Annotated in this window: 12 protein-coding genes and 2 pseudogenes; 2 read left to right on the top strand and 12 right to left on the bottom strand. The window is 51.2% G+C overall.

All coding sequences use genetic code 11. The features are described from left to right. Position 1: 1 nt before the first annotated feature. The 11 genes and pseudogenes from mraY to ilvI all read right to left on the bottom strand — a co-directional run bounded on the left by mraY (position 2) and on the right by ilvI (position 11,455). On the bottom strand, positions 2 to 1,084 hold the full coding sequence (mraY, locus tag BFF42_RS08175) for a phospho-N-acetylmuramoyl-pentapeptide-transferase (protein ID WP_000964131.1): 1,083 nt from the start codon (positions 1,082 to 1,084) through the stop codon (positions 2 to 4). Next, the gene (gene murF, locus BFF42_RS08170) at positions 1,078 to 2,436 is read right to left on the bottom strand and encodes a UDP-N-acetylmuramoyl-tripeptide--D-alanyl-D-alanine ligase (RefSeq protein WP_000626688.1); all 1,359 of its coding nucleotides are present in this window, start codon (positions 2,434 to 2,436) and stop codon (positions 1,078 to 1,080) included. The genes mraY and murF overlap by 7 nt, the downstream gene beginning before the upstream one ends. After that, positions 2,433 to 3,920, bottom strand: coding sequence for a UDP-N-acetylmuramoyl-L-alanyl-D-glutamate--2,6-diaminopimelate ligase (gene murE, locus BFF42_RS08165; protein ID WP_000785143.1), 1,488 nt, complete (start codon positions 3,918 to 3,920; stop codon positions 2,433 to 2,435). Before murE ends, murF begins: the two co-directional genes overlap by 4 nt. Continuing rightward, a pseudogene (gene ftsI, locus BFF42_RS08160) lies at positions 3,907 to 5,672 on the bottom strand (peptidoglycan glycosyltransferase FtsI). Before ftsI ends, murE begins: the two are co-directional and overlap by 14 nt. A 15-nt stretch (positions 5,673 to 5,687) precedes the next feature. Continuing rightward, positions 5,688 to 6,053 (bottom strand): cell division protein FtsL, encoded by a 366-nt coding sequence (gene ftsL, locus BFF42_RS08155; RefSeq protein WP_000625658.1) that lies wholly within the window; start codon positions 6,051 to 6,053, stop codon positions 5,688 to 5,690. Then, positions 6,050 to 6,991: a 16S rRNA (cytosine(1402)-N(4))-methyltransferase RsmH gene (rsmH, locus tag BFF42_RS08150; RefSeq protein WP_000970479.1), complete on the bottom strand. Its 942-nt coding sequence runs from the start codon at positions 6,989 to 6,991 to the stop codon at positions 6,050 to 6,052. Before rsmH ends, ftsL begins: the two co-directional genes overlap by 4 nt. A 1-nt stretch (position 6,992) precedes the next feature. After that, the gene (gene mraZ / locus BFF42_RS08145; RefSeq protein ID WP_001295770.1) at positions 6,993 to 7,451 is read right to left on the bottom strand and encodes a division/cell wall cluster transcriptional repressor MraZ; all 459 of its coding nucleotides are present in this window, start codon (positions 7,449 to 7,451) and stop codon (positions 6,993 to 6,995) included. Between the two features lie 601 nt (positions 7,452 to 8,052). Then, on the bottom strand, positions 8,053 to 9,057 hold the full coding sequence (gene cra / locus BFF42_RS08140) for a catabolite repressor/activator (protein ID WP_000762401.1): 1,005 nt from the start codon (positions 9,055 to 9,057) through the stop codon (positions 8,053 to 8,055). Between the two features lie 81 nt (positions 9,058 to 9,138). After that, positions 9,139 to 9,225 (bottom strand): hypothetical protein, encoded by an 87-nt coding sequence (locus BFF42_RS08135; protein WP_032161951.1) that lies wholly within the window; start codon positions 9,223 to 9,225, stop codon positions 9,139 to 9,141. 11 nt (positions 9,226 to 9,236) lie between these two features. After that, positions 9,237 to 9,728: an acetolactate synthase small subunit gene (gene ilvN, locus BFF42_RS08130; protein ID WP_001355663.1), complete on the bottom strand. Its 492-nt coding sequence runs from the start codon at positions 9,726 to 9,728 to the stop codon at positions 9,237 to 9,239. 2 nt (positions 9,729 to 9,730) lie between these two features. Then, positions 9,731 to 11,455, bottom strand: a pseudogene (gene ilvI, locus BFF42_RS08125) (acetolactate synthase 3 large subunit). A 118-nt stretch (positions 11,456 to 11,573) separates the two neighbouring features. On the opposite strand from ilvI, the gene BFF42_RS27215 reads away from it, so the two are divergent. Beyond that, positions 11,574 to 11,618 (top strand): hypothetical protein, encoded by a 45-nt coding sequence (locus BFF42_RS27215; RefSeq protein ID WP_128566915.1) that lies wholly within the window; start codon positions 11,574 to 11,576, stop codon positions 11,616 to 11,618. Positions 11,619 to 11,772: 154 nt separating this feature from the next. On the opposite strand, the gene leuO is transcribed toward BFF42_RS27215, so the two are convergent. Beyond that, on the bottom strand, positions 11,773 to 12,717 hold the full coding sequence (leuO, locus tag BFF42_RS08120) for a transcriptional regulator LeuO (RefSeq protein WP_012421695.1): 945 nt from the start codon (positions 12,715 to 12,717) through the stop codon (positions 11,773 to 11,775). A gap of 660 nt (positions 12,718 to 13,377) precedes the next feature. Between leuO and leuL the strand changes: the two genes are divergently transcribed. Next, positions 13,378 to 13,464, top strand: coding sequence for a leu operon leader peptide (gene leuL, locus BFF42_RS08115; protein WP_001300467.1), 87 nt, complete (start codon positions 13,378 to 13,380; stop codon positions 13,462 to 13,464). The last annotated feature ends 26 nt before the right edge of the window (positions 13,465 to 13,490 follow it).

Here is a 13,490-nt window from a genome sequence, read left to right as displayed (position 1 = left end):
ATTAACGTACCTTCAGCGTTGCCAGACCAATCAGAACCAGCATCAGCGAAATAATCCAGAAACGCACAATGACGCGCGGTTCCGGCCAGCCTTTCAGTTCATAGTGGTGATGAATCGGTGCCATGCGGAAAATACGTTGTCCGCGCAGTTTAAAGGAGCCGACCTGCAGGATGACAGAAAGCGTTTCTACCACGAACACGCCCCCCATAATCACCAGCAGGAATTCCTGACGTAGCAGTACGGCGATAATGCCTAACGCACCACCTAACGCCAGCGAACCTACATCGCCCATAAAGACCTGCGCCGGATAGGTGTTAAACCACAGGAAGCCCAGTCCTGCCCCGACTATCGCGGTACAGACAATAACCAGTTCCCCGGCGTGTCGCAGATACGGTATGTGTAAATAGCTGGCAAAGTTCATGTTGCCGGTCGCCCACGCCACCAGCGCAAAACCACCGGCGACAAATACGGTCGGCATAATTGCCAGGCCGTCGAGACCATCGGTCAGGTTTACCGCGTTGCCAGTACCCACAATGACGAAGTAAGCCAGCAGAATGTAGAACAGCCCCAACTGCGGCATCACATCTTTAAAGAATGGGACCACCAGCTGCGTTGCGGGCGTGTCTTTGCCGGCAAGGTACAGGGCGAAGGCGACACCCAGCGCAATGACCGACATCCAGAAATACTTCCAACGAGCGATCAACCCTTTGGTGTCTTTACGCACCACTTTGCGATAATCATCAACAAAGCCAATAACACCGTAACCTACCAGCACCACCAACACGCACCAGACGTACGGATTGGACGGGTAAGCCCACAGCAGTACGGAGATCACAATCGCCGTCAGGATCATAATCCCGCCCATGGTCGGCGTACCGCGCTTGCTGAAGTGTGATTCAGGACCGTCGTTACGCACCACCTGACCAAAGGAAAGTTTTTGCAAATGAGCAATCATACGCGGGCCCATCCACAATGAGATGAACAGCGCGGTCAGCAGGCTGACGATGGCGCGAAACGTCAGATAGGAAAAGACGTTAAAGCCGGAATAATATTTGACCAAATGTTCGGCCAGCCAAACTAACATGTCCCATTCTCCTGTAAAGCGCGTACTACCTCTTCCATGGCGGCACTACGTGAACCCTTAACTAAAATCGTAATTACCTGTTGCTCAGCAATCAGTGATTTAAGACGCGTAATTAACGCAGTTTTATCAGCAAAATGTTCGCCAACGCCGCTGGCGGTGCTGATAGCATGGCTTTGTTTACCCACGCTTAACACGCGGTCAATACCAGCAGCTTTTGCCGCCTCGCCCACCTGTACATGGCAGGCTTCGCTTTCAGCGCCCAGTTCCGCCATATCGCCCACCACCAGCACGCGGTAGCCCGGCATTTCAGCCAGTACCTGAACAGCGGCGGTCATTGAACCGACATTGGCGTTGTAGGAGTCGTCGAGCAGCAACTGGTTTTCTGCCAGTTGGATGGGGAACAGACGGCCTGGAACAGCTTTCAGATTTGCCAGCCCCGCTTTGATAGCATCAAGCGTTGCGCCCACGGACATGGAGAGCGCAGCGGCTGCCAGCGCATTCGCAATATTGTGACGCCCCGGCAACGGCAGCAGAACATCGACGCTACCGGTTGGGGTTTGTAGGGTAAATTCCGTACCGTGCGAGGTCACATGGATATTGGTGGCGGTGAAATCGCTGTTGGCGGCATTGGGTGAGAAACGCCACACTTTGCGTGAGCCAATTACGCTCTGCCAGTTCAGCCAGTCGTTGTTGTCGGCGTTCATAATGGCGATACCGTTTTCCGGCAGGCCGCTAAAGATTTCACCTTTCGCTTTCGCGACACCCGCAAGCGAGCCAAAACCTTCCAGATGCGCCGCTGCCAGGTTGTTGACCAGCGCAGCTTCCGGGCGAGTCAGACTCACAGTCCAGGCTATTTCGCCCTGATGGTTCGCGCCAAGTTCAATAACTGCGTAATCGTATTCCGGCGTTAAGCGCAACAACGTCATCGGTACACCGATGTCGTTGTTGAGATTGCCTGCCGTATAAAGCGTGTTGCCGCACTGGCTTAAAATCGCCGCCGTCATCTCTTTAACGGAGGTTTTGCCGGAGGAACCTGTCAGAGCAACCACGCGCGCCGGAACTTGCTGGCGAACCCATGCAGCCAGTTCACCAAACGCCAGACGCGTATCCTTGACGATTAACTGCGGCAGGTCGATATCCAGCGGACGGCTGACTAGTAGTGCGCCCGCGCCGCCAGCTTTCGCCTGGTCGGCAAAATCGTGGGCATCAAAACGTTCTCCTTTCAGGGCAACAAACAGGCAGCCCGGCGTCAGTTTTCGGGTATCAGTGGTTACAGCATCAAGGGTGATATCTGCACCTTGCAGTTCACCGTTGAGAATGTCGGTAAGTTGGCTAAGGGTTACGCTAATCATGCAATCACCCCCAGCAGACGCGCCACCGTGACGCGATCGGAGTAGTCCAGACGCTGATTGCCAACAATCTGGTAATCTTCATGGCCTTTGCCCGCGACCAGCACCACATCGTTCTCTTTAGCCTGCATAACGGCGCAAGTCACCGCTTCAGCACGGCCTTCCATCACTTTGGCATGTCCGGCATCTAACATTCCCGCCAGAATATCGTTGATGATGGCACGCGGTTCTTCGGTACGCGGGTTATCGTCCGTCACCACCGCCACGTCAGCAAACTCTTCGGCAATTGCGCCCATCAGTGGACGCTTACCTTTATCGCGATCGCCACCACAGCCAAAGACACACCACAGCTTGCCCGCACAGTGCAGACGCGCCGCCTGTAAGGCTTTTTCCAGTGCATCCGGCGTATGCGCGTAATCCACCACCACCGTCGGTTTGCCTGGCGCAGTGAACACTTCCATACGTCCGCAAACCGGTTGCAGACGCGCGGCGGTTTTCAACAGATCAGCCAATGGATAGCCGAGTGCCAACAGTGTCGCCAGCGCGAGCAGCAGGTTGCTGACGTTAAAAGCGCCTATCAGATGGCTTTCAATTTCGCCATCGCCCCAACTTGAGCTAAAGCGAATCGTCACACCGCTGTCGTGATAGTTCACGTCGATCACTTTTAACCAGCGTCCGTGACAGTTCGGATTAATATGATCTTCCATTGATACCGCAACCGCGTCCGGCAGCTTTGCCAGCCAACGGCGGCCCACTTCATCGTCGGCGTTAATAATCGCCTGACCGCAATGATGTTCAGAATAAAGCAGCCATTTCGCAGCTTCGTAGTGTTCCATATCACCATGATAATCAAGGTGATCGCGGCTTAAGTTGGTAAAGACCGACGCCGCAAATTTCAATGCCGCCACACGGTGCTGTACCAGCCCGTGGGAGGAAACTTCCATTGCGCAAAACGTCGCGCCCTGCTCCACCAGCCCCGCCAGCTCATGCTGAACATCGACTGCCGAACCGGTGGTATTTTCTGTCGGGATCACTTTCCCCAGCAGACCGTTACCAACGGTGCCCATTACCGCGCTGGTTTCGCCAAGCAGTTGGCTCCACTGCGCCAGCAGCTGGGTAGTCGTGGTTTTGCCGTTGGTGCCCGTTACGCCTACGAGACGTAAATTGTCAGAGGGTTCATGGTAAAAGCGGCCCGCCAGTGCAGATAAACGCTCGTTGAGCTGGCTGAGATAGATGACCGGTACGCCGTGCATTTCACGGATTTCACCGTCGGTCGCCTCATCTTTCGCCTCTGCAATAATGGCAGCCACACCTTGCGCTATCGCCTGCGGGATATATCGACGCCCGTCCGCCTGATGACCTACTACAGCTACAAAGAGATCGCCCGCCGCAGCCACACGGCTGTCGAGTGTCATCTCTCGCAGTGCTCGCGAAGGTGCGTCTGGCACCCACGGAGCAAGAAGGTCGCGCAAATTACGATCTGCCACCTGTCCCCTCGCCTTGATTAATCACAAATTCATTTTTATCGCCCGTTGTCAGCGCATCCGGCTCGATGTTCATGGTACGCAATACGCCGCCCATGATGGCACCAAAGACCGGCGCGGAAACGGCGCCGCCGTAGTATTTACCCGCCTGCGGATCGTTGATAACAACAACCAGCGCGAAGCGCGGCTGACTCGCAGGCGCAACGCCTGCGGTATAAGCAATATATTTATTGATGTAGCGACCGTCCGGCCCGACCTTTTTCGCGGTACCGGTTTTAATGGCGATACGATAGCCTTTAATCGCCGCCTTCACGCCGCCGCCGCCCGGTAGCGCCACGCTTTCCATCATATGCACCACGGTGCGGACAATGGATTCCGGGAAGACACGTTCACCGGGAACCGGGGGGTCAACTTTGGTAATCGACAGTGGGCGATAAATGCCGTAGCTGCCGATAGTTGCGTAGACTCGCGCTAACTGTAACGGTGTTACCATTAGCCCGTAGCCGAAAGAGAAGGTGGCCCTCTCTATGTCAGACCACCGTTGTTTTTGAGGATATAAGCCACTGCGTTCTCCGACCAACCCCAAATTGGTCGCTTTCCCAGTCCAAAACGTGAGTAAGTATCTACTAACGCTGAGGACGGCATCGCTAACGCCAGCTTGGAAACACCGACGTTACTCGACTTCTGTAATACCCCGGTCAGGGTTAATTCGCTGTAGCGTGCCACGTCTTTGATTTCGTGGCCGTTAATTCGATAAGGAATGGTATTGAGTACCGAGTTTTCCCGCACCACGCCACGTTGCAACGCGGTCATCACCACCATCGGTTTAACCGTTGAGCCCGGTTCAAACACGTCGGTGATGGTACGGTTACGCATCGCCTCTTTCGGCGTGCCGCTCAGATTGTTAGGGTTGTATGACGGGCTGTTAGCCATCGCCAGCACTTCACCTGTGTTGACATCCACCAGCACGGCGCTACCAGATTCAGCCTTGTTAAAGGCCACCGCGTTGTTCAGTTCGCGATAAACCAGCGCCTGCAGGCGTTCATCAATACTCAGCGCCAGGTTGTGTGCTGCCTGGCTGTCAGTAGAAGAAATATCTTCAATTACGCGACCATAGCGGTCTTTACGCACAATGCGCTCACCCGGCTGCCCGGTAAGCCATTTATCGAAACTCTTCTCAACGCCCTCAATCCCTTGACTATCGACGTTAGTAAAGCCAATGAGGTGAGCAGTCACTTCGCCGGATGGATAATAACGGCGAGATTCTTCACGCAGATGAATACCCGGCAGTTTCAGTTTTTTGATGTAGTCCGCCATGTCAGGGTTTACCTGACGCGCCAGATAAATAAAGCGCCCTTTCGGGTTGGCGTTAATGCGGGCAGAAAGCTGATCCAGCGGAATATTGAGCGCGTTAGCCAGCGCCTTCCAGCGGTCACCGACGCTGATACCGCCAGCGTCATGCACTTCTTTCGGGTCAGCCCAAATCGCTTTTACCGGCACGCTCACCGCTAACGGGCGACCAGAACGGTCAGTAATCATGCCGCGGGAGGTGGAAACTTGCTGAACGCGAAGAGAACGCATGTCGCCCTCTTTCACCAGCATATCCGGGGAGATAACTTGTAACCACGCTACGCGTCCGAGCAGAAAAGCCAGCGCCAGGAGAATACAGCCGCATAACAACGCAAAACGCCAACTAATAAAGTTGGCATGTTCTTCCTGACGTTTTGGTTTCTGCGTTTTCGCCGCTGCTTTCATGCGTCGCGTTTATCCTTATTTTTGCACTACGATATTTTCTTGTGACGGATCAACATGCTGCATTTGCAGCTTTTCCGTGGCGATCCTTTCCACCCGGCTATGGTCGCCGAGCGCATTCTCTTCAAGGATCAGGTTGCGCCATTCAATGTCTAAAGCATCTCGCTCCAGCACCAGTTGTTCGCGCTGAGCGGTCAGTAAACGGGTATGGTGCGCCGTGGTTACCACGGTCACCGCCGTCAAAATAATGCAAATGAACAGGCAGAGTGGCAGCTTCCCAAATCGCAAAAGATCGTCACCGATAACACCAGGCAATGCATGGCGCTCGTGGCTTCCCATCGATCCTTTAACTTTGCTTAGAGCTTCTGTCACTCTGCTGATCATGCGTTCGTCCTCTCTGCGATACGCAGAACTGAACTACGGGCACGAGGATTCTCAGCCACCTCTTCTTCGCCCGGCATTAACTTGCCTAATGCTCGCAGCTGACGGCCACCCAGTTTTTTGAGCTGCTCTTCAGTCATCGGTAACCCTGCCGGAACTTGCGGACCGCGGCTGTTTTCACGCATAAAACGTTTCACAATACGGTCTTCCAGCGAGTGGAAGCTGATGATCGAAAGCCGCCCACCCGGGGCCAGCACGTTGAGCGAGCTTTTTAGCGCCTGCTCTATCTCCTCCAGTTCACTGTTTACCCAAATGCGCACCGCCTGGAAGGTACGGGTCGCGGGATGTTTAAACTTATCTTTCACCGGCGTTGCAGCAGCCACGACTTCCGCCAGTTCTTTGGTGCGGGTCATCGGCTGTTCGCGGTTACGCTCGACAATGGCGCGGGCAATGCGTTTGGCAAAACGCTCTTCACCATAGGTTTTCAATACCCAGGCGATATCGGCTTCTTCTGCGGTTTGTAGCCATTCAGCGGCTGACTGCCCACGGGTTGGGTCCATACGCATGTCCAGCGGACCATCGCGCATAAAGGAAAAGCCACGTTCAGCATCATCAAGTTGCGGTGAAGAGACGCCAAGATCGAGGAGAATGCCGTCGATCTTGCCGATAAGATCGCGCTCGGCAACGTATTCGCCCAGCGCGGAGAAAGGTCCGTGGATGATGGAGAAGCGCGGATCATCAATAGTCTTCGCAACGGCGATAGCCTGCGGGTCGCGATCGATCGCCAGCAAACGCCCCTCTTCGCCAAGCTGCGAGAGGATCAGACGTGAGTGACCACCGCGACCAAAAGTCCCATCAATGTAGATGCCATCAGGACGGATATTGAGGCCATTAACGGCTTCATCCAGCAGCACCGTAGTATGTTTATAGTTTTCCATCATTTTATAGAGACAAGTCCTGCAGTCGCTCCGATAAGTCTCCAGTAGCCAACTGCTCTGCGTCGATATCTTCCTTGACCTGTTGATGCCAGGTTGTTTCATCCCACAGCTCAAACTTGTTGAACTGTCCAACCAGCATCACTTCTTTTGTCAGCCCGGCATGTTGCCGCAGTACTGGCGCGATTAACAATCGACCTGCGCCATCCATCTGACATTCGCTGGCATGACCTAACAGTAGGCGCTGCACACGGCGCTCAACTGGGTTCATGCTCGACAGACGCGATAATTTTTGCTCGATAATTTCCCATTCAGGCAGGGGGTAAAGCAGCAGGCACGGGTGATGAATGTCAATGGTGCAAACCATTTGACCGGCAGCGTTCTCAAGCAGCTGTTCCCGATAACGGGTAGGCACTGATAAGCGCCCTTTGCTGTCGAGATTGACTAACGTTGCTCCCCGGAACATGCCAGCCTCACCCCTTATTCCCACTTTGCCCCACAATTTCCCACTGAAAGGAGTTTACGGAGCGGAGGAAAAGCTTGTCAAGCCAGTCACAAGGCATACCGAGGTAAAAAACCCGATGTTTACGGCTAATATCAGCGTTGTTTATTTTACGTCCAACGCGCGAAGCAAATTAACGTTATGAATAGCTGTAAGAAAAAATCCCTCATCGTCATCACTGTTTTAAAATGACTCACTATTTTCCACAGCAAATATAAAGTGTCAGTTTGCGACGCGAGCGGCATTTTAGGACATATCTTCCCCGGTTAACAGTCCTTGTTACGTCTGTGTGGCGCTTGATGCCAGCGGGTTTGCGCAAAAGCAAAGAAAAGTGTTTGTTAAATCGGCAATTCATCGCCGCATGTAACAAAATAATGCAAAAACGCGCTGTCGATATCACTTAATTATTGTGAATTTCAGCTGGTGAGTTAATTAACGGGCGGGTTTAAAACCATTTATCAATAATAGTCAGGAATAGTCTTATTTACTTTAAGCATATTGATGTCCAGTCCCGTACTCTACGCGCCAGAGGGAAATTCACCTGGCGCGTATTTTTGTTCGCGGCTTAGCTACGGCTGAGCACACCGCGGCGATAGAGATTACGTTTAATGCGCGTTAAACCAGGTTTTGGCTTACGCGGTTCGTCCAGGCTTGCCAGGACAATCTCCAGCACACGCTCTGCGACATCGCGGTGACGTTGAGCCACTGCCAGCACCGGGCACTGTAAGAAGTCGAGCAGTTCGTTATCGCCAAAGGTGGCAATTGCCAGGTCAGAAGGCAGTTTACCATCGCGACGTAGCGTGACATCCATCACCCCTTGCAACAACGCAAACGACGTTGTGAACAGCGCCTGCGGCATCGGATGCGTTTCCAGCCATTTTTCGAATAACTGGGCAGCCGCCTCCCGCTCATAGCTGTTGGCATACAGGAAATGCACTTCGCGCGGATCATCTTTCCAGGCAGTACGGAAACCTTGTTCACGCAGGAAGCTGACAGAAAGCTCCGGCAGCGCGCCAAGATAAAGCACCGTCTCGGCGGGAAACTTACGTAACTCTTCCGCCAGCATTTCGGCATCATCCTGATCGGCACCAACCACGCTGGTGAAATGTTCACGATCGAGGGCGCGGTCCAGCGCGACAATCGGGAACGGGTCGTTAGCCCAGCGTTGATAAAAAGGATGCTCAGGTGGCAACGACGTCGAAACAATAATGGCATCAACCTGACGCTGTAAAAGGTGCTCAATGCAGCGCATTTCGTTGTCTGGCTGATCTTCTGAGCAGGCAATCAGCAGTTGATAACCCCGTTGCCGCGCCTGGCGCTCAAGATAGTTAGCGATGCGGGTATAGCTGGTGTTCTCCAGATCGGGGATCACAAGACCAATAGAACGTGTGCGTCCAGCACGAAGCCCAGCTGCCACGGCGTTCGGGTGGTAATTGTGCTCACGCACCACAGCCATGACTTTTTCAACGGTTTTGTCGCTCACACGGTATTGCTTCGCTTTGCCGTTAATAACATAGCTTGCAGTGGTCCGCGACACTCCCGCCAGCCGAGCGATTTCATCCAGTTTCACAATTGCCCCTTGCGTAAAATGTAAAAACCATAGCCATTGTACTGGTATGGGTTAAATTCATTAACATCTAAGCGCAGAAAATTAACTGCGGCAACTGCTTTTATTCCAGGTTCCCACTGATTTCGCAAAAAAAGCCCAACGTGACATGTTGGGCTGCAAATTGCACACTGAGATCATTCTCAACGCATTATTTTATCGCCGCGCGAAAGTCCGACCACACCAGAGCGAGCAACTTCCACAATTTTCGCCACCTCGCGAATCGATGCTAAAAATGCATCAAGCTTATCGCTGGTGCCTGCTAATTGAACGGTATAAAGCGAGGGGGTGACATCGATAATTTGCCCACGGAATATTTCCGTATTACGTTTCACTTCGTCACGCCCGTAACCGCTGGCCTGAATTTTCACCAGCATGATTTCCCGCTCAACATGCGCGCCCTGCCCCAACTCACTCACGCGCAAGACATCGACCAGCTTGTGTAATTGCTTTTCGATCTGCTCAAGTACTTTTTCATCGCCCACGGTCTGGATGGTCATACGCGATAATGTCGGATCGTCGGTTGGCGCAACGGTCAGGCTTTCAATGTTGTAGCCTCGCTGGGAAAAAAGGCCAATCACGCGGGATAACGCGCCTGATTCATTTTCGAGTAAGACTGATAATATCCGGCGCATAATCAGGTTCTCTCCGTTTTGCTTAACCACATTTCATCCATTCCGCCCCCGCGAATCTGCATCGGGTAGACGTGCTCACTGCCATCGACGGTAACATCAACAAACACCAGGCGATTATTGCGCACCTGTTCCAGCGCCTCGCTAAGTTTGCTTTCCAGCTCATGCGGATGAGAGATCTGGATCCCGACGTGACCATAGGCTTCCGCCAGACGGACGAAATCGGGTAGTGATTGCATATAAGATTGTGAATGACGGCCGGAATAGATCATGTCCTGCCACTGTTTCACCATCCCCAGATAGCGGTTATTGAGATTCACCACCAGTACGGGCAACTCGTATTGCAACGCGGTAGACAGTTCCTGAATGTTCATCTGAATACTGCCGTCGCCAGTGACGCAAACCACGGTTTCTTCTGGCAACGCCATTTTGACGCCCAGTGCCGCAGGTAAACCAAAACCCATCGTGCCGAGGCCACCGGAATTGATCCAGCGACGCGGTTTGTCGAATGGATAATAAAGTGCAGCAAACATCTGGTGCTGCCCGACATCGGACGTCACGTAAGCGTCTCCCTTCGTCAACCGCCAAAGAGTCTCGATCACCGCCTGCGGTTTAATCTTTTCACTGTGAGTGTCATATTTCAGGCACTGACGAGCGCGCCACTGTTCAATTTGCTGCTACCAGTCGCGGATCTCATCCAGTGGTTGATGGGCGGATTCTTGCGACAAGAGTTCAAGCATTTGTTCGAGGACCTGGCGAGCATCCCCCACAATCGGGATATCCGCAGTCACGGTTTTAGAAATGGAAGTAGGATCAATATCGATATGCAGAACAGTGGCATTTGGGCAGTACTTTGCCAGATTGTTCGTCGTTCGGTCATCAAATCGTACCCCGACGGCGAAAATCACATCCGCGTTATGCATCGTCATATTGGCTTCGTAGGTACCGTGCATTCCCAGCATGCCCAGTGCCTGACGATGCGTTGCCGGAAACGCCCCCAGCCCCATCAATGAGGAAACAACGGGCAGATTCAACGCCTCCACCGTTTCTTTCAACTGCTGATGGCAGCCCGCCATGATTGCCCCACCGCCTACGTAGACAACCGGTTTTTTTGCCACTACCAGCGTTTGCAGAGCACGCTTAATTTGCCCTTTATGTCCGGTAGTAGTGGGATTGTAAGAACGCATACTGACCGACTCCGGCCAGACATAGGGTAATTTGTTCGCCGGATTAAGAATATCTTTCGGTAAATCAACGACTACTGGTCCAGGACGACCACTTGCCGCCAGCCAGAAAGCCTTTTTCAGCACCTGCGGAATGTCTTCCGTTTGCTTAACCAGAAAACTGTGTTTAACCACTGGTCGCGAAATCCCCACCATGTCGCACTCCTGAAAGGCATCGTAACCTATCAACGAGGTCGCTACCTGCCCGGAAAGGACAACTAATGGAATGGAATCCATATAAGCGGTGGCGATGCCGGTAATCGCATTGGTCGCCCCTGGACCCGACGTTACCAGCACGACGCCGACTTCCCCGGTCGCGCGCGCCAGACCATCGGCCATATGCACTGCCGCCTGCTCATGACGAACTAAAACATGATCGATACCACACACGGTATGCAATGCATCGTAAATATCAAGGACTGCGCCTCCAGGATAACCGAATACTTGTTTAACGCCCTGATCGATAAGCGATCGGACGACCATCTCGGCTCCAGACAACATCTCCATGGCCTGCCTCACTGTTTGATGGAAAAAATGTGTAAAACACATTAACCGTCCGATCTTGCTTAAGCAATTGGCAGCCAGAGACATAAACGCAGGGTAATAAGAATAAACAGGAGGAAAGGTGAAAAGAAACGATAAAATCCTCCATTACGAAGGATTAAATTGATAATAAATCGGCTGAATCCCACAACTTACAGCAATTTCTCTATTTTTTTAATTAATCCTAAAATAGAGAGCCCACACATTCAGAATAAAATTCTACATTCAATAAAAAATGCAGAATAAACCAGACATTCATGTCTGACCTATTCTGCATTCAGTTAGCGTTTGCAAATTGAGACTAATTGTTCTTCCATCCACTGATGGCCTTTATCGCGCCCGGCAGCTTCATGCCATGAGAGATAACAGGTTCTGCTGTTTTGTTTTAACAGCAGCGGTAATACCTGTAATTCTAAGGATTCAGCGAACTCTTCAGCCAGCCAACGCGGCGCAATAGCGACCAAATGCGTTTGCGACACCACGCTAAGTACGCTCATCATTGCCATGCCCTGATACGCGATACTGGCTTGCTTATCTACCGTGTCATACCAAGGTTGACTAAATGACGCGAAACGATCGAGCGAAACCGCCGCATGTTGTTCGTTATAAACATCATGTTTCAGTAACGGGCCTTTAATTGTTGGATGATTTTTGCTGGCTACCAGCACCATTTCATCTTTAAATAATGGCACGCTGGTAAATTCAGGACGATGGAAGTCTTCATAACTAATCACAAACTCCGTTTCCTGATAACGCAGCTGATGTTCAGTGTTCTGATTTAATGAAGACTTGAACATAACATGTATATTTGGCGCAATCTGCTCAATGTGATTATAAATCTGCGAGGTCAGAATGCTGTCTAACGGGCTGCAAACACAAAGATGAAATACACGTTCACTACTCGCGGGTTCAAAACCTGAACCAGGCAATTCATTTTGTACTAGTTGCAATGCCTGGCGAACTGAACCAAAAAGTTGAAATGCGCGAGCAGTCGGTTGAATACCACGGCCATAACGAACAAAAAGCTCGTCATTAAACATCACCTTCAGGCGTGCAACAGCGTTACTGACCGCAGGTTGCGACATACCCAGAACATGAGCGGCACGGGTAATGTTTTGCTCCTGCATCACGGCATCGAAAACGGTTAATAAGTTGAGATCGACCATGCGTAGCTGTGGCTTGCTTAACTCCGCCGTCTCTGAATGATCTGTTTGTACCTCTGGCATACTTAACTCCACTGTCACACTTAACTCCCTTTCCCTTATTGGAATGCAGAGAAATAATCCTGAAGAATATGATTTATCATGCATATAAAATAAGAAAAAGCAAAATGAGTAAAATTCGGAAAACATAAAGATACGGGTTCTGATAAAAACAGAATCCATTGCCGTGGAATGAGTCATTTACCACAGCATAATAATCCATAATGTTTTTGTTGCGAAAACAATCTAATCATAACTACCGCGAATACTCAATCATCTACAAAATGGATTAAATGTGCTTATTTAATAATTAATTTATATATTTAATGCATTAATTATTAACATTAATGGATCAATAATATTCACCAAATCAATATCAAAAAAAATTCGCAAAACATATAATTCAATACAAATCATCAGGATAGGTTTTGCAACGCGTGCATTTTGTCCCCTTTTTCCTCGTTGATTAGATGCAAAAATTTATTCTGAAATATGTCAACCTATGAAAAGTGTCGGTCGTTAAACAGAAATTAATATCGCTTGCTTTAACCACCGCAGCACAATTAGCTAATTTTACGGATGCAGAACTCGCGCTGGCGGGACGTTTTTATTGCGTCAGGGTTGACATCCGTTTTTGTATCCAGTAACTCTAAAAGCATATCGCATTCATCTGGAGCTGATTTAATGACTCACATCGTTCGCTTTATCGGTCTACTACTACTAAACGCATCTTCTTTGCGCGGTAGACGAGTGAGCGGCATCCAGCATTAAGCCAGCACGCAGTCAAACAAAAAACC

This window comes from Shigella sp. FC1661 (assembly GCF_001712525.1).
Taxonomy (GTDB): domain Bacteria; phylum Pseudomonadota; class Gammaproteobacteria; order Enterobacterales; family Enterobacteriaceae; genus Escherichia; species Escherichia coli.
The sequence above is the reverse complement of the archived record's forward strand: the minus strand, read 5'-3'. Positions and strand labels throughout refer to the sequence as shown.